A 19,607-nucleotide genomic window follows, 5' to 3' on the forward strand; every position below is an offset into this window, starting at 1 on the left:
CGTCTTGCGGATCAGGCGTGCGGGTGCGGGTGCGTGCGCTCGAGCGCTGCGCCCTCAATGTCGACGTCAGGCAGGATGCGGTCGAGCCTACGCGGCAGCCACCACGCGGCGCGACCGAGGAGGTGCATCAGGGCGGGCATGAGCAGCATCCTCACGACGAACGCGTCGAGGAGCACGCCGAACGCAAGACCGAAGCCGATCGCCCGGATGATCGTGGACTCCGAGAAGACGAACCCGCCGAACACGGCGATCATGATCAGTGCCGCCGCGATGACGACCGACTTCCCGGACTGGAAGCCCTGTGCGACGGCGAGGCGGGCGTTCGCGCCGTGCGCGTACGCCTCCCGCATCCCCGAGGTGAGGAACAGCTGGTAATCCATCGCGAGTCCGAACAGGATGCCGACGAGGATGACCGGAAGGAAACTGAGGATCGGACCGACCGCATGCAGGCCGATCAGATCGGCACCCCACCCGAACTGGAACACCGCGGTGACCAGCCCGTAGGTCGCGAACAGCGACAGGATGAACCCGCCCGTAGCGATGATCGGCACCAGGATCGAGCGGAAGACGACGATCATGATGAGCAGGGACAACCCGACGACGACGGTGAGGTACAGCGGCAGTACCGCGCTGAGTCCGTCGGAGATGTCGATGTTGGTGGCTGCCTGACCGGCGACGCCGAGCGTTATGTTTCCATCGACGGGCGGCAGTGAGCGGAGATCCTGAACGAGTTCCGCAGTGGACGCGCTGTTCGGGCCCGCTTTCGGGAGTACCTGGAACGCGAGGAGCGTGCCGTCATCGGAGGCGGCGATGGGGGCCACGGCGACGACGTCGTCCTGATCAGCGAGTGTGCGGGCGATGTCGACCTGGGTGGCGAGGAGATCGTCGTCCGAGACGCCGCCAGGGACGGACGCGGTGACGAGGAGAGGGCCGTTCGCGCCGGCGCCGAATTCGTCGCCGACGATCTGGAACGCGTGTGCGGCGGTGGAACCTTCCGGTTCGCTGGCGCCGTCGGGCAGGCCGAGCCGCATTGACAGGGCGGGGAGGGCGATGATCAGCAGAGCGATGACTGACACGGCGACCGTCACGATGGCGCGCACGGTCGACATCGGCCGTGCGGGCTTCACGGCGACTTGGCGACCGATGCGTGTGCGTGCTTTGCGGCGGAGCAGTCGTTCGCCCAGCAGGGCCAGCATGGCGGGGGCGAGCGTGATCGCGATGAGGACGGCGACCGCGACGCAGACCGCACCGACGGTTCCCATCAGACCCAGGAACGGGATGCCGGTGACGTTCAGGGCCAGCAGTGCGACGATTACGGTCGAGCCTGCGAAGACGACCGCGGTGCCGGCCGTGCCGTTGGCGAGGCCGATCGATTCGCGGACTTCGACTCCTGCGAGCAGTTGCTTGCGGTGCCGGTTGATGATGAACAGCGCGTAGTCGATGCCGACCGCGAGCCCGAGCATCAGACCGAGCACCGGCGTGGGGGACGCCATGCTGATCACGCCCGAGAACGCGAGTGAAGCGGTGACGCCGACGCCAACGCCGACCAGCGCAGTGACGATCGGGAGCGATGCGGCGACGAGGGAGCCGAGCAGGACGATCAGAACGATCGCGGCGAAGACGAGACCGAGAGCCTCGCCGACGCCGAAGAGCTGGGGGGCGCCCTGGGCAATGTCGGTCGCGAAAGAGACGTCAGTTCCGTCGACGGGCGTCTTATCGAAGTGGTCGATGACGCTCTGCTTGACTTCCGTGCTCAGTTCGAGGCGCGGCTGTGTGAAGGAGATGTTCACGATCGCGGTCGAGCCGTCTTCCGAGACGACGCTGATCCCGTCGGCGAAGCCGAGCAGTTCCTCGCCGAGGTCGAGGGGCTCGGCGCCGGACTCGAGCTTGGCACGTGACGAGTCGAGGGTGGCTTGCTGCTGCTGCAGGGCGGCGGTCTGTGCGTCGAGCTGCGCCTGCTGGGCATCGATCGCCGCGATCTGGTCCGCGGGAGCACCGCCGGCGACGGCCTCCTCGCGAGCCGAGGTGAGCTGCTGCTGAGCTGCGTCGAGCTGAGCGCGACCGGCGTCGAGCTGTTCCTGACCGGTTGTGAGGTCTGCGCGGCCCGATGCGAGCTGCGCGCGGCCGTCGTCGAGCTTCTTCTTCTGGTCTGCGACGGATTGCTGCGCGTCGAACGGGTCGACGACGGCGGCGACACCATCGAGGTTCGCAGCAGACGCCGTGAGGTCAGAGATCCGCTTCCGCTGATCGGCAGTGAGAGCGGAACCGTCATCCGTGCGGTAGACCACGGTGCCGGTGCCGCCGGCGGCATCAGGAAGCTTCTTGGCCAGCTGATCCGTGACCGCACCCGAAGCTGTACCCGGGATGTCGAAGCTGTTCGTCAGTGGTGCTGATGCCGCGAGGAATGCTCCGATCGAGACTCCGAGGATCAGGATCCAGGCGATGATCACCGCCCAGGCGCGTCGAGCTGCGAACAAGGCCAAGCGAGAGAGCAGAGATGCCACGAGGAAGACTTCCGGTCGAGGAGTGGGAATACGTAGAGCATACGGTACGTCTCGTCTAGAGTCTGACGCTAGGCTGGAAACATGTCGGAACATCGAAATGGCCCGGTACGGAGCGCAGCGGCACGAGACGCGATCCTCGACGCGACGGCCCGCCTGCTCGCGAAGCAGGGCTACGACAACCTCACGATGGAGGGCATCGCGAAAGAAGCGGGCGTCGGAAAGCAGACCATCTATCGGTGGTGGCCGTCTCGCGGCGCCCTGATCACCGATTGCATGAGCGAAGGTCGGCTCATGCCGATCGAGATCGAGATACCCGACACGGGGCATTTGCGGGCTGACCTGAACGTGTGGCTCGAATCGGTCATCGCGGTCGTCTCAGATCCGGGGGGCGCTGCGCTGTTGCGCTCTCTGGTCGCCGCTGCTGCAGAAGACGGCGCGGTGGGTGACCGTCTTGCGGAGATGCTCGGAATGGATCAGGCGCTGTCGCTCCGGTTTGCCAGCGCCGTCCGGATGGACCAGTTGTCCGAGGATGCTCCGGTCGATCTGCTCGGACTCGCGATCGTTGGGGCGATCATCGTGCCGGTCTTGGCCCGTCGACCCATTAGTCCTGACGAATTGCGGCGCCTCCTCGACCACCTGGTCCGCCCGGCAGGATGAGCGCAGGCAGATCGAGACCGCAGTGGGACGGTGCAAGCATCGGGGCAGTGATGGCGGGCTCGCGAAAACTGGACCCACCCTCGATCTTCATGTTGATGAACGTCCTCAAGGCCGAGAATTTGGTCGCTCGACGGCTCGCGAGAAAAGCACTCCGCGAAATTCTGACACCTCTCGTGAGACAGATCGCTCCACGGAACGATCGTGGTTCCCGCGGATTTCCGCGGGAACCACGTCTCACCTGATGACAACTCTCGTGAGATCGGACAGTTCGGCGCTGGCGAGCGTTGAGACGGCATGGGTACTGGATCCGCACACGCACCCACGCCTCGAGCTGCTCGATCAGTGTCGCGGCCACGGCGCCCCTGTCGCTCCTATGGTGGCGGGACCGGTCGAGTGGAACACTGAGCCATGACGCGCACCTGATCCACATCGTCGTGGGGATGTCGGGGGCCGGAAAGGCTGGACGCATGACTGCCACAGACGGAGCCCGTCGTTCTTCCCGTGCGGCACGCGGCGGCCTGCTCGCCAGACACCCGCTCACCGCTTTCTTCGTGATCGCCTATCTCTTCGCCTGGCTCGTCGAGCTGCCGGTGGTGCTCGCGGCGCAGGGCGTGCTGCCGGCGATGCCCAAGGTGGTGGTGGCGATCCTCATCCCGTTGGCGACCTTCGGCCCCACCGTGGGAGCGTTCGTGATGACCGGCGTGACGGAGGGCAAGGGCGGAGTTCGCCACCTGCTGCGTCGGTACGTGCAGTGGCGCGTGGGCCTCATCTGGTACCTGTTCCTGCTGGTCGGCGTGCCGCTCATCATCGTGCTGGGCACGATCGTCGTCCCCGGTGCGCTGGCGACGTACCAGCCGATCCTCGGAACGCTGCTGCTCGGCTATCCGTTCGCGTTCCTGCTGACCTTCTTCCTCGGCGGACCGCTGGGCGAGGAGCCGGGATGGCGAGGATTCGCACTGCCGCGACTACAGGAGCGTCACGGGCCGCTGCTGGGCAGTGTGATCCTCGGCGTGCTGTGGGCGCTGTGGCATTTCCCGCTCTTCTGGAGCGGCGTCTGGACGCCTCCCGCAATCTCGAACATGGTCATGTTCGTGATCATGATCACGGCGCTGACCATCATGATGAGTTGGGTGTTCAACCACGCCGCGGGCAGCGTGCTCATCACGATGCTGATGCACGCGTCGTTCAACACGTTCGCGAACAAGGTGGCGTCGCCGCTCTTCCCGGCCCCGATCTTCAACGACTACGGTCTGCTGCCCGTCCTGATCGGCTTCACCGGCACTGCCATCGTGCTGATTATCGTCACTCGTGGACGGCTGGGCTACGGCGCCGCTGTCCGCGCGACTCCGGCGGGAGCGGATCCTTGCCGACAGTGATCGGCCATGCGGGTGTCTTCCCGCTCACGCCTCCGGCGTGCCGGGCAGCTGACGGGCTTCGCGGGTATGCGAGTCGATGATGGCGGCGCTCAGGGCGGCGATCGGCGCGCGCGGAGCCGCGGGATCGTCGATCAGGGCGAAGTCCAGCGTGCCGAGCGGGGGCAGTCCGAGTGAGGCGTCCGCGCGGACCAGGTCCGGCGGCATCATCCCGCCGGCGAACACCGCGACGCCGAGCCCGGCGCGCACGCCCGCGAGGATCCCGGTGATGTCGCGGACCGTGCAGGTCGCCTTCCAGCGGCGGCCCGCGGCCTCGAGCGCCGCCACGGCCTCGGCCCGGGAAGGGCTGGGGCGCGGGTAGGTGACCAGCGGGACCATCTCGGCCGGGTCGAGGCGGAGCGTGGGGTGCGCGCCCCAGATGAGCTGTTCGCGGCGCACGATCCGGCCCTCGGCGATGCCGGGCTCCTGGCGCACGTAGACGAGATCGAGGGCGCCCGCGCGCAGCCGCCGCATGACGGCCGCGGACTGCCCGACGGTGATCTCGACGTCGACGCGCGGGTTCTTGCGGCGGAAGTCGCGGAGGATGCCGGGCAGGTGGGTGAGGGCGAGGTCGTCGGCGGTTCCGAAGCGCACGGTGGCGCGTTCCGCCGGGCCGGAGAAGTACGCCTGCGCCTCGTCCAGCACGGCCAGCGTCCGTCGGGCGAACGCGAGCATGGCCTCCCCGCCGTCGGTGAGCGCGACGTTGCGGGTGTCGCGGGCGATTAGCGAGCGGGCGGTCTGCTCCTCGAGCCGTCGCACCCGCTGGCTCACGGTCGGCTGGCTGATCCCGAGCTGCCGGCCCGCCTCCGAGAAGCTGCGCGTCTCGGCCACCGCGACGAAGCAGCGCAGCAGATCCGGTTCGTACATGTGCGCTCCTCCGGGCCCGGATCCCGATTCATTCACAGATCCAATAGCAGTTATGCCAGCCATTATTGCGCTGGATCGACGATGCCTCCGTACGGTGGACGTATGTCATCCGTGTCGGGCGTGGACCATCCGGTCACAGAGCCGCTGCCGGTACTCACGATCCGACCGACCTTCCAAGACATGTTCTCGACGCTGCGCATGGCGAACTATCGCCTCTACTTCACCGGACTCGCCGCCGCTTCCGCGACCGCGTGGCTCGCCCGCCTCGCCACGGATTCACTGATGATCGAGCTCACCGGCGACGTCGGACTCGTGTCGCTGGTGGTCGTCTTCCAGCTGATCCCCTCCATCGTCCTCGGCCCCTGGGGCGGCGTGATCAGCGATCGGTTCGCGGCGCGCGGGACGGTGCTCGTGACGCACGTGCTCACGATCCTGGCGGCGCTCGGCCTCGGCGTCCCGGCGCTGCTCGGAACGGCCGGCGTGCCGCTGATCATCGCCTCCTCGCTCGTGCTCGGCGTCTCTGCGGCCTTCGAGGCCCCGTCCCGAGCGGTGCTGCTCGTGCAGGTGGTCGGCACCCGCGCGCTGCCGAACGCGATGAGCCTCAACGCCGCCGTGCAACAGCTCGCGGGGATCGTCGGCGCCCTGCTGACCGCAACGCTGGTCGCGGTCATCGGATCCGGGTGGGCGCTGGTCGCCGCCCCGGTCGGACCGCTCATCGGCATCGCCGCGCTGATCGGCATCCGCCGTGCCGCGCTCTATCCCGCGGTCAAGGTGCCGCCGCAGCGCGGGCAGATCCGCGAGGCGCTGCGATATGTGCGCGGCAAGGCCGAGATCCGCACCGCGCTGCTGCTGATCTCCACGCTCGCGTTCTTCGCGCTCACCGCGTCGATCCTGATGGCGTGGGCCGCGAACGAGAAGTACGGCTGGGGGACCGTTGGGTACAGCCTTTTCCAGATGGCGGGCTCGGTCGGGGCGCTCCTCGGCAGTCTGCTCGCCGCGCGGAGGCGCGAGCTGCGGCTGCGCGACAGTGCACTGCTGCTGGCAGGATCCGGACTGATCTGGGCCGTCACCGGCCTGGCGCCGATCCCGCTCGTATTCATCATCGGGCTGGTCGCATCGATGCTGCTGCGCACCGGCTTCGTCATCGGGAACGACTCCCTCACGCAGCTCTCCGCCAACGGCGCGATCCGCGGGCGCGTGGTGTCGCTGTACGTGATGTGCATGACCGGCGCCCAGGCGCTGGGCGCGCTCGCCGCGGGGTGGTCGGTGCATGCGCTCGGCGGCGAGGTCACGTTCCTCCTGGCCGGCGGGGTGCCCGCGCTCGTGGCGCTCGCCGTCGCCCTGTTGCTCACGGTGCGCGCGCGGGCGCGGCGGCGGATCGTGCTCCCGGCCCGGCCCGCGTAGCATCCGGGGTATGCCCATCACGCTCGAGAACGTCGGGATCGCCGTCCGCGACCTGGAGGCCACGATCGCATTCTTCACCGATCTCGGACTGACGGTGCTCGGCCGCGACACGGTCAGTGGCGAGTGGGCCGACACCGCGGTGGGCCTCGACGGCAACCACGCCAGAATCGCAGTGCTGCAGACCCCCGACGGGCGCGGGCAGCTCGAGCTGTTCGAGTACATCCATCCGGACGCGATCGAGACCGAGCCCGCCCGCCCGAACGACATCGGCATGCACCGGGTCGCGTTCTCCGTCGACGACATCGATGAGTCCCTCGCGATCGCGGCGAAGCACGGCTGCCACCCGCTGCGCGGGGTCGCCGACTACGAGGGCGTCTACAAGCTCACCTATCTGCGCGGACCCAGCGGGATCCTGGTGATGTTCGCCCAGGATCTGCGCAAGAGCTGAGTGCCGCGATTGTCGGTGTCGACCGGCGCGCGAAGCGCCGCTGCGCCAGATGTAACACCGTGTTCACGGGCTCGGGGCCGTGCGAAACGGATCCGAAACATACGACGAACCGGCGCGCAACCGGCCGGTGCCAGGCTGAGCGGCACCGGACGCCGTGGGTGCGTCCCCACCCGAGAGAACGGTTCGAGCATGGATCAAGGAAACACGGCCTTCGTGCTGATCTCGGCAGCCCTCGTGCTGCTGATGACGCCCGGTCTGGCCTTCTTCTACGGCGGCCTCGTGAAGGCCAAGAGCGTGATCAGCATGATGATGATGAGCTTCGGCGCGATCGGCCTGATCGGCGTGCTGTGGGTCGTCTACGGCTATGCGATCGCGTTCCCCAGCGGCAAGGGCCTCATCGCCCCGTGGACGATCGACTGGTCGGCCATCGGCCTGAACAGCCTGCTCGAGGTGCCCAAGGGCGCCGCCTACCCGCCGCTCGCGTTCGTCGCCTTCCAGGCCACGTTCGCGATCATCACCGTCGCCCTCGTCTCCGGCGCGATCGCCGACCGGGCGAAGTTCGGATCCTGGATGATCTTCGCCGGCATCTGGGCGACCGTCGTCTATTTCCCGGTCGCGAGCTGGGTGTTCAACTTCGGCCTGAACAAGGACGGCAGCTACGCCTACGGCGGCTGGATCACCAAGGGCCTGCAGGACCTGTTGGGGGTCGGTGCGATCGACTTCGCGGGCGGCACGGCCGTGCACATCAACGCGGGCGCGGCAGGTCTCGCCCTCGCTCTCGTGCTCGGCCGCCGCATCGGGTTCCAGAAGGGCGCTGACGTGCCGCACAACCCGCCGTTCGTGCTCCTCGGCGCGGGCCTGCTGTGGTTCGGTTGGTTCGGGTTCAACGCCGGTTCCGAGCTCGGCGCCGACGGCACGGCCTCTGTCGCGTTCATCAACACCCTCGCCGCCCCCGCGGCGGCGCTGCTCAGCTGGCTGGTCATGGAGAAGATCCGCAACGGCAAGCCCACCTCGGTGGGCGCCGCGTCCGGCGCGGTCGCCGGTCTCGTCGCGATCACCCCGGCCTGTGCCGCTCTCACGCCCATCTGGGCGGTCGTGCTCGGACTGCTGGCCGGTGCGGTCTGCCAGCTGGCCGTCGACCTGAAGTACAAGCTCGGCTTCGACGACTCGCTCGACGTGGTCGGCATCCACCTCATCGGCGGCATCATCGGCACGCTCTATCTGGGCTTCTTCGCCAACGGCACGGGCCTCATCTACAGCGGCAGCCTCGCGCAGCTCGCGGCGCAGGCGATCGCGGCGCTGTCGGTGCTCGTGTACTCGTTCGTGCTCGCGTTCGTGATCGGCTTCGTCATCGAGAAGGCGATCGGGTTCCGCGTCAAGGACGAGGACGAGATCGCCGGGCTCGACACCGTGGTGCACGGCGAAGAGGGCTACGTCCTCATCGGTGCGAGGGTCTGAGCGGATGCGCCCTGCGCCCCTGGTGCCTCAGCTCTCGAACGTGCGCGACCTCCCGCGGCGGGCCCTCGCCGCGGGAGGCGGGCACGTGCGCGAGATCTGCGGATCCTGGGGCGCACGCAACCAACTGGAATGGGTGTTCCAGATCGTCGAGCTGAGAGGCGCGAACGGGCTGCTCACTCTTCCCCCGGACTCCGCGCATTCGATCGCGGGGATCGGCGGGCCGCAGGTCGAGGTGGGGCCGGGCCTGTCGACGGGCCTGCGCAAGGAACGGGTGCTCGCCTACTCCGGGTCCCACATCGAGTTCCGCCGTCCGAGACTGCGGGCGGCGGAGCTCAGCCGGATCGCGGTGCTCTCGGTCGCGGGGACAGGTGCGACCCCGTCCCTCGTGTTCGCGGATCTGCACGGCTCGGTGACGCTCGAGGAGGGGCGGGTGCGGGCGGTGGTGGTGCGCTCGGGGCGCGTGCGGGTCGGTGGCGAGACCGCCGGGGCCCTGGACGCGCTCGTGCTGCCGACCGCCACCGAGCTGGTGGCCGAAGCCGAGGATGCCCGCGTGCTCCTGCTGGTCGGGTGACGGACGCCGCGGCTCAGCCTCCCGTGATCGGACGCACCGCCACGAGGAACTCGTCGAGGTTGTGCAGGTGTCCTCGGGCGCTCGCCTCGGCCGCGGCCGAGACGAGCGCAGGATCGCCCGCGGTGCTGACGATCGCGTCGCCCTCCAGCCGATGTCCGACCCAGCGCAGCCGAATCCGGTCGATCCGGTCGATCCCCTCGACGTGGGAGAGCGCATGCTCGGCCCGTTCCACGAGCTCCGGCTCGATGCCGTCGAGCAGGCGGCGGCCGATGCTGCGGACGGTGCCGATGAGCAGCACGAAGATGGCGATCGAGATGAGCACGCCGACGATCGGGTCGGCCAGCGGGAAGCCCGCGAGCACGCCGAGGCCGCCGAGCACGACGGCGAGCGACGTGAACCCGTCGGTGCGGGCGTGCACGCCGTCCGTGACGAGCGCGGCCGACCCGATGCGTCGGCCGACCCGGATTCGGTAGATCGCCACGGCCTCGTTGCCGAGGAAGCCGATCACGCCGGCGACGATCACCCAGCCGATGTTGTGCAGCGGCTGCGGGTTCAGGATCCGCTCGATCGACTGCCACGCGGCGACGATCGCCGACAACAGCACGACGAAGACGATGAACAGCCCCGCGAGATCTTCCGCGCGCCCGAACCCGTAGGTGTACCGGCGGGTGGCGGCGCGCCGCCCGAGCGCGAACGCCACCCACAGCGGGACCGCCGTGAGCGCGTCGGAGAAGTTGTGCACGGTGTCGGCGAGCAGCGCGACGGACCCGCTGAAGACGACCACGACCGCCTGCAGGATCGTGGTGACGAGCAGGATCGCCATGCTGATCTTGAGTGCGCGGATCCCTGCGCTGCTCGCCTCCATCGCGTCGTCGATCGCGTCGGCGGCATCGTGCGAATGCGGCACGAAGAGGCCGTAGAGGAAGCCCTTCAGCCCAGTCGGGTGCTCGTGGTCGTGGTCGTGGTCGTGCCCGTCATGCGAGGGTGAGTGCCCGTGCCCGTGCCCGTGCACGTGCTTGTGATCGTCGTTGTCGCTGACCTGGCTCATCAGGAGTCCTTGCCGGTGTGGTGGTGCCGCGGCGTGCCGCCCAGGGAGTGCTCGGCCTGGAAGATCGCGTCGGTCACGAGGCGGGAGGCGTGCTCGTTCTCGAGCCGATAGAAGACGCGCTGGCCGTCGTGCCGCGTCGAGACGATGCGCGCCAGGCGCAGCTTCGCGAGGTGCTGGGAGACCGCCGCGGGCGAGCGGTCGACGAGGTCCGCGAGATGGTTCACCGACAGCTCGCCGGCTGATCCGAGCGCCATCACGATCCGCACGCGGGTCGCGTCGGCGAGCATGGAGAACACCTCGACGGCCAGCTCGACGTACGAGCTGTCGGGGGAATATCCGCACACCTGCTTATCTGCACTCATACGCAGATACTAGCGGGTGTTCATCCGCGCAGGGCGTGCACGGCCTCGCGGACGGCGTAGAACACGATCACCAGGCCCGCGAGCGGATCCGCCCACCACCACCCGAACAGCGCGTTCAGGACGATGCCGAGCAGCACGGCGGTGGCGAGGATCCCGTCCACGAGCGTGACCTTGCCCTCGGTCAGCAGCACCGGATCCTGCAGCGCGCGCCCGACCCGGTGCTTGCCGAACGCGAGGGCGAACATCGCGACCGCAGTGAGCGCCGTCCACCAGATCCCGCCGACGGGTGCCGTCGCGCGATGGCCCGAGAGCAGGGCGATGCCCGCCTGTACCAGCAGATAGACCGCCAGCAGCAGGAATGCGATGCCGATCAGGCGCAGGCCCGCGCGCTGGCGGCGCTCGTCGGCTCCGGTGAGCTCCCAGATCACGACGATCGACGCGCCGATCTCGATGAGGCTGTCCAGCCCGAAGCCGAGCAGCGCGACCGAACCCGATCGATACGCGAGGATCGCCAGCAGCACCACGCCGACCACGTTCCAGCCCAGGGTGACGGCCTCCAGGGCGATCCCCGCGCGGCGGAGTCGGCTCCGATCTGCGTGCATGCCTCGACCGTAGACCGTGCTCGCCCTGAGCGGCCGCAGGCCGGATGTGCCGGGCAGGTCGTGCGAGGATCGGAGGCGTGGATCCCGAGAACCGTCCTGCACCAGCGATCCCGCGGGCGCCGCGCTGGAGCCAGCGCCGCCGCGTGCTCATCGTGCTCTGCCTGAACGCGGCGCTCATCGCGGGACTGGTGATCGTGGGCGTCCTTGCGAATTCGGTGAGCGTGCTCGCCGCCGCCGGCGACACCGTCGCCGACTGCCTCGCGCTCATCCTCGGCCTGGTGGCGATCGCCCTGCGCGACCGGGATCCGGATCACCCGCACGCGCACCGCCCGATCGCGATCGCGGCGCTGATCAACGCGGCGCTGCTGTTCGCTGTCACTGTCACCGTCGTGATCGAGGCGGTCTCCCGGCTGCGGGAGGGATCCCCGCCCGTCGAGGGCCTGCCCGTCGTGATCGTCAGCCTGATCACGCTCGTGGTGATGCTGGGCGGCGCGTTCGTACTCGGCTTCTCTGCCGGCGAGGAGGACCTGCACATGCGTTCGGTGCTCCTCGACGCCCTCGCCGATGCGGCCGTCGCCGCCGCGATCGTGATCGCCGGCGCGATCATCCTGATCACCGGCGGCCTGTACTGGCTCGATCCGGTGCTCGCCCTGCTGGTCTCCGCCGTGATCGGGGTGGCGGCCGTGCGCCTCATGATCAAGGCCGTCGCCGCCCTCCGCGGCAAGGACGTCGATTTCGACGACGACTGAGCGGTGCGAGTCAGCGCGGCTCGGGCTTCGTCCGGAGAACCCGTCGCCAGATCGCGACGAGCATCGCCCCGAACGTCAGCAGCCATGCGGCCATCGCGATCCAGACCTCGCCGACGCCGATCGCGTGCACGATCGGCAGGTGGTCGACGTCGCCCAGGAACTGGGATCCCACGCCGTACATACCCAGGGGGAACACGATGCTCCACTGGGTGGCCTCGTAGCGCAGCGGCACGCGGTGGCGCACGTGCTTCCACCACCCGGCCATGAGCAGAGGCGGGATCAGCCAGGTGCCGAACGCCCAGAAGAACACCGCCGCCCCGGCGATCAGGCCGCGCGTCGCGTCGACCGTCGGCGCATCCGCCATCTCCACGATGCGCGCCCCGGCGACGACCGTGATCGCGGTGGCACCCATGGCCACCCAGTACGGCGGCGTCAGCTCGTCGGGACGGAACGGGTAGGCGAGCATTCGCACCCCGACGAAGACGCCGACCGCGCAGTAGAGGAACGTGCCCACCGACCAGGAGAACACGGCGAGCAGCGCGACCCAGGTGCGCGCCGCCGGCAGCAGGGGTTCGAGCCCCGCGGCGAGCACCGCGATGGACTGGCTGGCCACGGCCCAGATGAACCAGGTGCCGTTCGCGGTGCTCAGCGCCGTGGTCCGACGCTCGCCCAGCACGGCGGTCCAGGGCACGGTGTATCCGAGCACGATCCAGGCCAGCACCCCGATGAGCAGCAGGACGATCGCGATCACGGGGAACCCGTCCGCGCCGATCCTCGTGCCGAGCACGCACGTCGCGGCGACGAACGTGAAGAAGCCGAAGGCGCGGGCCGGATCCGCGAAGTCGGCGGCCATCGCGTGACGGTGCCGGATCGCGCGGATCGCGTTCAGCGCGACGAGGACGAGGTAGCCGGTGATCGCGATCCCGAGCAGGAGCTGCGAGACCACGTCGACGCCCTCCGTGCGCATCGCGACGGACAGGATCCCGGTCGCCATGACGAAGGCGAAATAGCCGGGGGTGAGATCTCGCACCGCGACGTCCAGACGGTACCCGAGCGAGGTATGCCCCGCCGCCCCGGCCGTCGCCACCGGTGCCGGTCTGGGGACGAGGGCTGATTCGGCAGGCATGAGGATCCTCCAGACAGTCGTCGTCGCAGCCAGCGTAGTCCTCAGTCCTCGGCGCGGGCGGTCAGAGCACCTGTGTGAGCTTGTCCGGGTTGCACACCTGGCGGAGCCCGTGGATGAGGCCGTCGTCGCCGAATTCGAGCGTGAGCACATCGGTGCGGCCGGAGTGCGTGAGTGCGACCGCGGGCTCGCCGTTGACGTCGAGCGGTGCCACCGCGAACGGCAGCGAGGGGTCGGCTTTCGCCTTCACGAACACCCCGATCAGGAACCTTCGGACCCGGTCGGCCCCGAAGATCGGGTTCAGAGCGGCGCGCACCCGTCCGCCGCCGTCGCTCCACAGGATCGCGTCGTCCGAGAGCAGCGCGATCAGTGCCGAGATGTCGCCCTGCTCCACGGCGGCGATCAGCGCGTCGACCGCCGCCGGGTCGGCGCCGCGGCTCGGCGACACGTCATCGGCGAGGTGCAGCCGGCGCTCGCCGCGCGAGATCAGCTGCCGCACGGCGGCAGGTGAGCGCTGCAGGATCCGTCCGATCTCCACGGCTGACATGCCGTACGCCCGGTGCAGCACGACCGCGGCCCGCGCGTCGGGCGTGAGCTGCTCGGCCAGGTGCAGCAGGGCGAGCGAGAGCAGCTCGCGGTCGGCCACCGCGTCTTCGGGCAGTCGCGCGGTGGCGACGGGTTCGGGCAGCCAGTGCCCGGTGTACTCCTCGCGCGCGGCGGCGAGCGAGCGCACCCGGTCGATCGAGCGCCGCACGCACACCGTGGTCAGCCACGCGGGCCAGGAGCGCACGGCGGGCGCCGCGGCGAGGCCTTCTCCGGCGTCGGGGGTGCCGGCCGCGCGCTCCTGCCGCAGCGCGTCGATCGCCACCTCCGACACCACGTCCTCGGCGTGACCGTAGTCGCCGAGCATGCGATAGGCGATCCCGATCAGGCGGCCCCGCTCCTCCTGCCACGCGCGGGTGGCGGGTGAGACGAGGGTCATGACCTCACGCTACCCCCGAGATCCGACGCGGGTCAGACGATCGGGTGCTTGGCATCGATCGGCGGCGCCATCTCGGTCGCGATCGCGACCCGGTTCCACACGTTGATCGTGCAGATCGCCAGCACGATCGCGCCGAGTTCGCCCTCGTCGAAGTGCTGTGCGGCGGCGTTCCAGATCTCGTCGGTCACGGTCTCCGGGCCGAGCTTGGTGACCGCGTCGGTCAGGGCGAGCGCGGCCAGCTCCTTCTCCTCGAAGAGTCCCTTGGCGTGCTGCCACGCGCCGACCGCGTGCAGAGTGCGCTGCGGGATGCCGCGGGCTGCGCCGTCGGTCGCGTGCATGTCGACGCAGAAGCCGCACCCGTTGAGGATCGAGGCGCGCAGCTTGATCAGCTCATACAGGCGCGGTTCGACGCTCTTGCGCGAGTACGCCTCGAGTCCCAGCACTGCGGCGTAGCCGAGCTTGTTGGTGCGACCCATGTCGATCCTGGTCATCGTCGTTCCCTTCGGAGCCGGTGTCCGGCGGATCTCGTCGGCGCTCGTGCGGCTCTCGTCAGGATGTCGGATCCGCGCGCGGAAGTGTGACAGGTGCGCCGGATCGTGCGCGCCGGGAATGTCGGATCCGGCGCGTAGCATCGCGTCATGGTGTTCTCCGGCTCGCTGCGCACTCCCGTCGGCGTGCTCGCGGTCGAGAGCGACGGGGCGGCGATCCGACGCGTGCACTGGCCGCGCGCCGGGGCAGCGGTGGCGGGGCCGGAGCCGGCGGATCCGCTGCTCGCCGACGCCCTCGCGCAGCTGCAGGCGTACTTCGCCGGGGACGCCACGGCGTTCGATCTGCCGTTCGATCTCGGCCCGCAGTCCGAGGTGACGCGTGCGGTTCTCGTCACGCTGTTCGACACCGTGGGGCACGGCGAGACGGTGACGTACGGCGAGCTCGCCGCGCGCAGCGGCACGTCTGTACCTGCTCGCGCGATCGGATCCATCATGGGGGCGAACCCGATCCCGATCATCGTCCCGTGCCATCGGGTCGTCGCGAGCGACGGCCTGGGCGGCTATTCCGGCGGGGCGCCGGGGGAGGGTCTCGTCACGAAGCGCTGGCTGCTCGAGCACGAGGGAGCGCTGCCGGCAGCGCTGTTCTGAGGGGTGACCTCCGCCGCGACCGTTCTCAGCCGCGTCCGAACAGGGCGCCCCCGTTGACCTGGATGATCTGGCCCGTCGTCCAGCCGCCCTCCGGGCCGGCGAGGTAAGAGACGGCGCCGGCGACCTCGTCAGGCGTTCCGGGGCGGTTCATCGGCACCTGCGCGAGCCGCGACGCCACGATCTCGGGCGTGCGGCGGCCGTCCCAGAAGCCGGTGTCGGGCACGTAGCCCGGAGCGACCGCGTTGACGGTCACGCCCTCGGGCGCAAGCTCGGCGGCGAGACCCATCATCCAGCCGTGGATCGCGGCCTTCGCGGCGCCGTAACCGTTCGCCCCGCGCAGCGCCGCGATCGAGCTGATCGAGATGATCCGTCCGCCGGGGCGGGTGATGCGCGGCAGCAGGGCCTCGGTGAGCAGCACCGCGGTGAGCACGTTCAGCCGGAAGTTGGCGTCGTAATTCGCCGCGATGCCGGCCAGGCCCTCGCCGCGGTCCAGCACGTTGCCGCCGGCGTTGTTGAGCAGCACATCGACGTCGCCCTGGATCTCTGCCGTTGCGCGATCGACGGCGGCCGGATCCTGGAGATCCGCGACGATCGTCTGCACCCGCGCCGCGGGGGTCTGCGTGCGGATCCGATCCGCGGCCTCCTGGAGTACGGCCGCGCGGCGCCCCAGCAGCGCGAGGTCGAACCCGTCGCGGGCGAGGCGCAGCGCGGAAGCCAGGCCGATCCCCGACCCGCCGCCGCTGATGACGGCCTGGGGACGGGCGGAGTCGGCGGGGGAGGCGAGCGGAGTGGTCATGCGCCCCAGCCTAAGAGGTGGGGTGGGTGGGGGGCGCGGCGAGTCGGCGCTCCTCGGGTGGCGCGGGGAGGCTCGATCGACTCGAATCCATGGAAGATAAAGACGAGACTGGTTCTTCGCAGATCGGCGCAGCAGCCTTTGAATGTCGGTGCTCTGTTCTAAAATGGAGCCATGAACAACTCGCCGGATCGCTACTTCCGCCGCAGTGCGGAGATCGTGGCGGAGTGCGCCGAGCTCGACACGGAGATCGCGCGGCTGCAGTCTCGGCAGGCTCGGTTGCTGGCCGAGCGCGTGGAGCTCCTGCTCGACGAGGTTCCGACCGGTGCAGCCGGGTTCGATCAGGCGGAGAGGTCGATGATCTGCGAGGTCTCGGCGGGTCTGCGGCTGACCCGGTTCGCCGCCGCGCGGTCGCTCGCGAACGCGCACACGTTGCACGAACGGCTCCCGGCGACCCGCGAGGCGTTCGAGGCGGGCGAACTGTCCGCGGCGCATGTGGACGTGATCGCGGAGGCCGTGCGCGACATCCCGATGGGCGAATCGGACGCGGTGAGGGCCTTCGAGAGGGAAGTCGTGCCCTACGCGAAGCGGGAGACCCGGGCACGCACGAAGGCGTTCGCGGATTCGATGGTCGCCGCAGTCGCGCCCGTCCCTCTCCTCGAGAGGCAGCGTCGCGTGCATGACGAGCGGGCGGTCTCGGTGCGCGCCGAGGGCGACGGATCCGCGACGCTGCGGGTGACGGGCCCTTCTGCGCTGGTGCATGCCGCGTTCGATCTGATCACGCAGGAGGGACACGCGATCCTGCAGGCGGCGAAGTCCGCCGACGAGATCCCGCTGCTCGGAGGCGACAAGCGGAGGCTCGATCAGGTGCGCTTCGATCGGATCATGCTGCGCATCCTGACGGGGACCATCGGCGACGATGCGGACATCATCGCCTCGATCCATCCGACGGTGCAGGTGACGATCGCCGCCAGCACGCTCCTGGGGCTCGACGAGCGCCTCGCCGAACTGGATGCGCACGGTCCGATGGATCCCGAACTCGCCTCGATGTTCGCAGCCTCGGTGGGCTCTTGGCAGCGTCTCGTGATCGACGCGCACGGCATGGTCACCCAGGTCAGCACCTACCAGCCCACCGAGGCGATGCGGCGCTATCTTCGTGCTCGCGACCGCCACTGCCGGTTCCCCGGATGCAGGCATTCAGCGCGGCGAAGTCAGATCGACCACAATCTCGACCATGGCAAGGGCGGGCCGACCGACGTCGGCAACGGGGCAAGTTACTAGGCAGACCTTTTTGGACCTGACCGTGCACCAAGACAGGCTCAGTCGGGTTGTCAGTCCCGGTGCTGACACCGAACGCGGGGTTTAGCCGTTGCAACTCGCGGAGGTCGGCGCCGGTGAGCGTTGTGGAATAGCCTCGGGAGTAGCCCCGCTCCTGTGCGCGTTTTCTGCCGTCGACGATGCGGGCTATCTCTTCCTGTTCTTCATTGCACGGACGACCGACAGCAGGAGTGGAAACCCCACGACATACATCAGCACCGCTAGACCCATAAGCGGTAGGGGCGACGGTCCGATCGACAGGGCTGCGTTGAGGATCGCTGTCACGGCAGCACCCAGGCTAAGAACAACCCCTGCCACGAGCAATACGGCCCCGGCCTGGCTCCTCGGCCATGCTCCGCTTGGCACCGCCTCCCGTTTTGCACGGAGTCCGTTCAGCGGACCCTGTGAAACCCGCCTCTCGCTGTTGATGTTTTCGGCGAATCTTCGGACGGAATCGGGGCCGCTGCGCAGCATCACCCGAGGCACCCTGGAGCCCGGGGGCAGCGCGAGATGTTCCGCCGCTTCAATCTCCGCGTTGCGTTGATGTCGAATCCCTCGGGCGTAGACGATCACATACACAGGCAGAACGATCAGGACCCCTGCGATTGCTGTACTTAGCCACACGATCGCAAGACGGGAAGCGATGGCCGTCACTGCCACGACGAGCCACCCAACGATGATCCACATGGATCCAAAGGTGAGTTGTCGGCCTCGTCGGAAACTCGCGGCGGCGTAAGGCCCGATGATCTCTCCCTGAGGATCGGCGTCGAGTGGATTGGTGCTATTCGCCGGACTCACGGGACTTCTCACTCCTTGATGAATCCGTTTATAGAGCCCATACCCGATGCCGCCATGATGCAGCTCATGCACGACTCCACCGATCGCCAATGCCGAGTTCGCCCCTACCGACGCTGAGGCTGGTCTCTTCGGGGCACCGACCTCCACAACGGCTGCAAGCTGCTGGACGGAACGGTTGCCGCACACCAGTACCCACCGTCCCTTGAAACCGGGCAAACGCACGCCCCAGGAGACCCGCTACCTCCGTCAGCACTGACTATTCCTGAGCTTGACGAGCGCGATCCCGAAGCTCGGCAAGACTGCTACCCCGGGGAGTAGGATCGCCGGCTTTGCGTAGGACCAATCCAGTCTTCACGTCCCGCCACTCAGCTTTTGGATACGCATTCTGTATGGTTGTGTAGCCCCGCCTCGCCTCCCTGACACTTTGGACAAAACCCCAAATAGAGCAGGTCGCCGCAAAGCCGCCAGAGATCACAAGAGGCGTCCAGAAGAGAAACGATCCGAAACTTCGCATGAACATCAGATCGGACCCTTGCGATGTTGCAACCGCTCCAATAACACTCAAGGCAATCAGCGGCACGTAGGAAATCATGCCCATGATCATCAGGGTTCGCGCACTGGGCCTTATCATTTTTCGGGGATCATTGATCATGAGGACAACTCTTCCGGGAGGGTAGAAGTGACGCGGCACCCGCTGTGGTACCGGCAAGACCGAAGGATATTCCGAATGCGCCCCCGCCGCTGTCGACCGCCCGCAACGCGTAGCTGGTATCTTCCGATACGATCGCTACTGTATCGAATAGTCTCGCGCCGAATCCGATGCCGCCAGATGCCAATCCGACAGAGTCCATTGTGCAGTTGAACGCGTCACCATTCGAACAATCGTAAGCTGCCGCTGCAATCCCGGTGGCAACTGACAGCCCTTCGAGCGCGAGGCCCACCGGCAATCCGACTCCAGTTGCATCTGCGACAATCCCGGCGATCCCAAAGACGGCGCTAGCGAGGCCCATCCACGATCCGAAGTTCCAATCCCATCCAAGCGGGTCAAGGGCGTTGAGTGGGTTGTTGCTTGCGTAGCCGTATGCCGTGAGTGTCTTGGCCACGAGGGCGTCGACCGAGAGGAATAGGGCGGTGGCGGGGTCGTAGTAGCGGTGGATGAGGTAGAGGAAGCCGGTTTCGGCGTCGGTGAAGGCTCCGGCGAACTGGAACGGTGTCGCTGCGCCGGTGTGGGCGGTAACCGTTCCCCAGGCGTTGTAGACATAGGTTCCAGTGACAGTTCCGCTGGAGTTGGTGAGCTCGACTGTGGATCCGTGAATCGGCCTGGGATTTTCGGAGGGCGATGTTAGGCCGCGACGGATTCGTCGTGGGTGTGGGTT

The 19,607-nt window shown here is 68.4% G+C and carries 20 protein-coding genes; 9 read left to right on the plus strand and 11 right to left on the minus strand.

From position 1 onward, the window contains the following. Positions 1–11: 11 nt before the first annotated feature. Positions 12–2,504 (minus strand): MMPL family transporter, encoded by a 2,493-nt coding sequence (locus tag ABD882_RS08470; RefSeq protein ID WP_345186054.1) that lies wholly within the window; start codon positions 2,502–2,504, stop codon positions 12–14. Positions 2,505–2,585: 81 nt separating this feature from the next. Between ABD882_RS08470 and ABD882_RS08475 the strand changes: the two genes are divergently transcribed. Next, positions 2,586–3,161, plus strand: coding sequence for a TetR/AcrR family transcriptional regulator (locus tag ABD882_RS08475; RefSeq protein ID WP_345186056.1), 576 nt, complete (start codon positions 2,586–2,588; stop codon positions 3,159–3,161). A gap of 467 nt (positions 3,162–3,628) precedes the next feature. Continuing rightward, positions 3,629–4,537 (plus strand): CPBP family intramembrane glutamic endopeptidase, encoded by a 909-nt coding sequence (locus ABD882_RS08480; protein WP_345186058.1) that lies wholly within the window; start codon positions 3,629–3,631, stop codon positions 4,535–4,537. 24 nt (positions 4,538–4,561) lie between these two features. Here ABD882_RS08480 and ABD882_RS08485 read toward each other — a convergent pair whose 3' ends face one another. After that, a complete protein-coding gene (locus ABD882_RS08485; protein ID WP_345186059.1) occupies positions 4,562–5,440 on the minus strand; it encodes a LysR substrate-binding domain-containing protein in 879 nt (292 codons plus the stop codon). Between the two features lie 102 nt (positions 5,441–5,542). Between ABD882_RS08485 and ABD882_RS08490 the strand changes: the two genes are divergently transcribed. The 4 genes from ABD882_RS08490 to ABD882_RS08505 all read left to right on the plus strand — a co-directional run bounded on the left by ABD882_RS08490 (position 5,543) and on the right by ABD882_RS08505 (position 9,321). Then, entirely contained in the window at positions 5,543–6,844 is a 1,302-nt protein-coding gene (locus tag ABD882_RS08490) for an MFS transporter (protein ID WP_345186061.1), read from the plus strand. A 10-nt stretch (positions 6,845–6,854) separates the two neighbouring features. Then, positions 6,855–7,292 (plus strand): VOC family protein, encoded by a 438-nt coding sequence (locus ABD882_RS08495; protein WP_345186063.1) that lies wholly within the window; start codon positions 6,855–6,857, stop codon positions 7,290–7,292. A 189-nt stretch (positions 7,293–7,481) separates the two neighbouring features. Further along, positions 7,482–8,750 carry an ammonium transporter gene (locus tag ABD882_RS08500; RefSeq protein WP_345186065.1) on the plus strand — a complete coding sequence of 423 codons (1,269 nt, stop codon included), beginning with the start codon at positions 7,482–7,484 and terminating at the stop codon, positions 8,748–8,750. Positions 8,751–8,754: 4 nt separating this feature from the next. Further along, positions 8,755–9,321: a hypothetical protein gene (locus ABD882_RS08505; protein WP_345186066.1), complete on the plus strand. Its 567-nt coding sequence runs from the start codon at positions 8,755–8,757 to the stop codon at positions 9,319–9,321. Positions 9,322–9,334: 13 nt separating this feature from the next. Here the strand turns inward: ABD882_RS08505 and ABD882_RS08510 are convergent, their stop codons facing one another. The 3 genes from ABD882_RS08510 to ABD882_RS08520 are packed head-to-tail and all read right to left on the minus strand — an operon-like array spanning position 9,335 to position 11,333. Then, positions 9,335–10,369, minus strand: coding sequence for a cation diffusion facilitator family transporter (locus ABD882_RS08510; protein ID WP_345186068.1), 1,035 nt, complete (start codon positions 10,367–10,369; stop codon positions 9,335–9,337). Next, positions 10,369–10,731 carry an ArsR/SmtB family transcription factor gene (locus tag ABD882_RS08515; RefSeq protein WP_345186069.1) on the minus strand — a complete coding sequence of 121 codons (363 nt, stop codon included), beginning with the start codon at positions 10,729–10,731 and terminating at the stop codon, positions 10,369–10,371. The genes ABD882_RS08510 and ABD882_RS08515 overlap by 1 nt, the downstream gene beginning before the upstream one ends. 20 nt (positions 10,732–10,751) lie before the next feature. Then, complete coding sequence (locus ABD882_RS08520) at positions 10,752–11,333, minus strand: cation diffusion facilitator family transporter (RefSeq protein ID WP_345186071.1); 582 nt, start codon at positions 11,331–11,333, stop codon at positions 10,752–10,754. Positions 11,334–11,410: 77 nt separating this feature from the next. Here ABD882_RS08520 and ABD882_RS08525 point away from each other — a divergent pair, with 77 nt between their 5' ends. Continuing rightward, positions 11,411–12,082, plus strand: a complete 672-nt coding sequence (locus ABD882_RS08525; protein ID WP_345186072.1) for a cation diffusion facilitator family transporter — start codon at positions 11,411–11,413, stop codon at positions 12,080–12,082. Between the two features lie 10 nt (positions 12,083–12,092). On the opposite strand, the gene ABD882_RS08530 is transcribed toward ABD882_RS08525, so the two are convergent. The 3 genes from ABD882_RS08530 to ABD882_RS08540 form a co-directional block, all read right to left on the minus strand. Next, positions 12,093–13,208: a tellurite resistance/C4-dicarboxylate transporter family protein gene (locus ABD882_RS08530; protein ID WP_345186074.1), complete on the minus strand. Its 1,116-nt coding sequence runs from the start codon at positions 13,206–13,208 to the stop codon at positions 12,093–12,095. Between the two features lie 61 nt (positions 13,209–13,269). After that, complete coding sequence (locus ABD882_RS08535; RefSeq protein ID WP_345186075.1) at positions 13,270–14,187, minus strand: sigma-70 family RNA polymerase sigma factor; 918 nt, start codon at positions 14,185–14,187, stop codon at positions 13,270–13,272. Positions 14,188–14,219: 32 nt separating this feature from the next. Beyond that, positions 14,220–14,678: a carboxymuconolactone decarboxylase family protein gene (locus tag ABD882_RS08540; RefSeq protein ID WP_345186076.1), complete on the minus strand. Its 459-nt coding sequence runs from the start codon at positions 14,676–14,678 to the stop codon at positions 14,220–14,222. A 147-nt stretch (positions 14,679–14,825) separates the two neighbouring features. On the opposite strand from ABD882_RS08540, the gene ABD882_RS08545 reads away from it, so the two are divergent. Then, complete coding sequence (locus ABD882_RS08545) at positions 14,826–15,323, plus strand: methylated-DNA--[protein]-cysteine S-methyltransferase (RefSeq protein WP_345186078.1); 498 nt, start codon at positions 14,826–14,828, stop codon at positions 15,321–15,323. A gap of 25 nt (positions 15,324–15,348) precedes the next feature. On the opposite strand, the gene ABD882_RS08550 is transcribed toward ABD882_RS08545, so the two are convergent. Continuing rightward, a complete protein-coding gene (locus ABD882_RS08550; protein WP_345186080.1) occupies positions 15,349–16,119 on the minus strand; it encodes an SDR family NAD(P)-dependent oxidoreductase in 771 nt (256 codons plus the stop codon). A gap of 171 nt (positions 16,120–16,290) precedes the next feature. Here ABD882_RS08550 and ABD882_RS08555 point away from each other — a divergent pair, with 171 nt between their 5' ends. Continuing rightward, positions 16,291–17,397, plus strand: a complete 1,107-nt coding sequence (locus tag ABD882_RS08555) for an HNH endonuclease signature motif containing protein (protein WP_345186081.1) — start codon at positions 16,291–16,293, stop codon at positions 17,395–17,397. A 1,090-nt stretch (positions 17,398–18,487) separates the two neighbouring features. On the opposite strand, the gene ABD882_RS08560 is transcribed toward ABD882_RS08555, so the two are convergent. Both ABD882_RS08560 and ABD882_RS08565 read right to left on the minus strand, forming a co-directional pair. Further along, complete coding sequence (locus tag ABD882_RS08560) at positions 18,488–18,883, minus strand: hypothetical protein (protein ID WP_345186082.1); 396 nt, start codon at positions 18,881–18,883, stop codon at positions 18,488–18,490. After that, positions 18,873–19,607, minus strand: a 735-nt coding sequence (locus ABD882_RS08565) for an RHS repeat-associated core domain-containing protein (RefSeq protein WP_345186083.1), incomplete at its 5' end; no start/stop codon positions are given. The genes ABD882_RS08565 and ABD882_RS08560, both read right to left, overlap by 11 nt.

The sequence above is a fragment of the Microbacterium panaciterrae genome (assembly GCF_039541635.1).
GTDB classification, from domain to species: domain Bacteria; phylum Actinomycetota; class Actinomycetes; order Actinomycetales; family Microbacteriaceae; genus Microbacterium; species Microbacterium panaciterrae.

What these genes read in the sequence shown, in the direction of transcription:
- ABD882_RS08530 (WP_345186074.1), bottom strand. Translation starts at nt 13,208, where the DNA reads ATGCCTGCCGAATCAGCCCTCGTCCCCAGACCGGCACCGGTGGCGACG.
- ABD882_RS08520 (WP_345186071.1), bottom strand. Translation starts at nt 11,333, where the DNA reads ATGCACGCAGATCGGAGCCGACTCCGCCGCGCGGGGATCGCCCTGGAG.
- ABD882_RS08480 (WP_345186058.1), top strand. Translation starts at nt 3,629, where the DNA reads ATGACTGCCACAGACGGAGCCCGTCGTTCTTCCCGTGCGGCACGCGGC.
- ABD882_RS08535 (WP_345186075.1), bottom strand. Translation starts at nt 14,187, where the DNA reads ATGACCCTCGTCTCACCCGCCACCCGCGCGTGGCAGGAGGAGCGGGGC.
- ABD882_RS08485 (WP_345186059.1), bottom strand. Translation starts at nt 5,440, where the DNA reads ATGTACGAACCGGATCTGCTGCGCTGCTTCGTCGCGGTGGCCGAGACG.
- ABD882_RS08510 (WP_345186068.1), bottom strand. Translation starts at nt 10,369, where the DNA reads ATGAGCCAGGTCAGCGACAACGACGATCACAAGCACGTGCACGGGCAC.
- ABD882_RS08490 (WP_345186061.1), top strand. Translation starts at nt 5,543, where the DNA reads ATGTCATCCGTGTCGGGCGTGGACCATCCGGTCACAGAGCCGCTGCCG.
- ABD882_RS08475 (WP_345186056.1), top strand. Translation starts at nt 2,586, where the DNA reads ATGTCGGAACATCGAAATGGCCCGGTACGGAGCGCAGCGGCACGAGAC.
- ABD882_RS08540 (WP_345186076.1), bottom strand. Translation starts at nt 14,678, where the DNA reads ATGACCAGGATCGACATGGGTCGCACCAACAAGCTCGGCTACGCCGCA.
- ABD882_RS08555 (WP_345186081.1), top strand. Translation starts at nt 16,291, where the DNA reads ATGAACAACTCGCCGGATCGCTACTTCCGCCGCAGTGCGGAGATCGTG.
- ABD882_RS08560 (WP_345186082.1), bottom strand. Translation starts at nt 18,883, where the DNA reads ATGATCAATGATCCCCGAAAAATGATAAGGCCCAGTGCGCGAACCCTG.
- ABD882_RS08550 (WP_345186080.1), bottom strand. Translation starts at nt 16,119, where the DNA reads ATGACCACTCCGCTCGCCTCCCCCGCCGACTCCGCCCGTCCCCAGGCC.
- ABD882_RS08500 (WP_345186065.1), top strand. Translation starts at nt 7,482, where the DNA reads ATGGATCAAGGAAACACGGCCTTCGTGCTGATCTCGGCAGCCCTCGTG.
- ABD882_RS08545 (WP_345186078.1), top strand. Translation starts at nt 14,826, where the DNA reads ATGGTGTTCTCCGGCTCGCTGCGCACTCCCGTCGGCGTGCTCGCGGTC.
- ABD882_RS08505 (WP_345186066.1), top strand. Translation starts at nt 8,755, where the DNA reads ATGCGCCCTGCGCCCCTGGTGCCTCAGCTCTCGAACGTGCGCGACCTC.
- ABD882_RS08515 (WP_345186069.1), bottom strand. Translation starts at nt 10,731, where the DNA reads ATGAGTGCAGATAAGCAGGTGTGCGGATATTCCCCCGACAGCTCGTAC.
- ABD882_RS08495 (WP_345186063.1), top strand. Translation starts at nt 6,855, where the DNA reads ATGCCCATCACGCTCGAGAACGTCGGGATCGCCGTCCGCGACCTGGAG.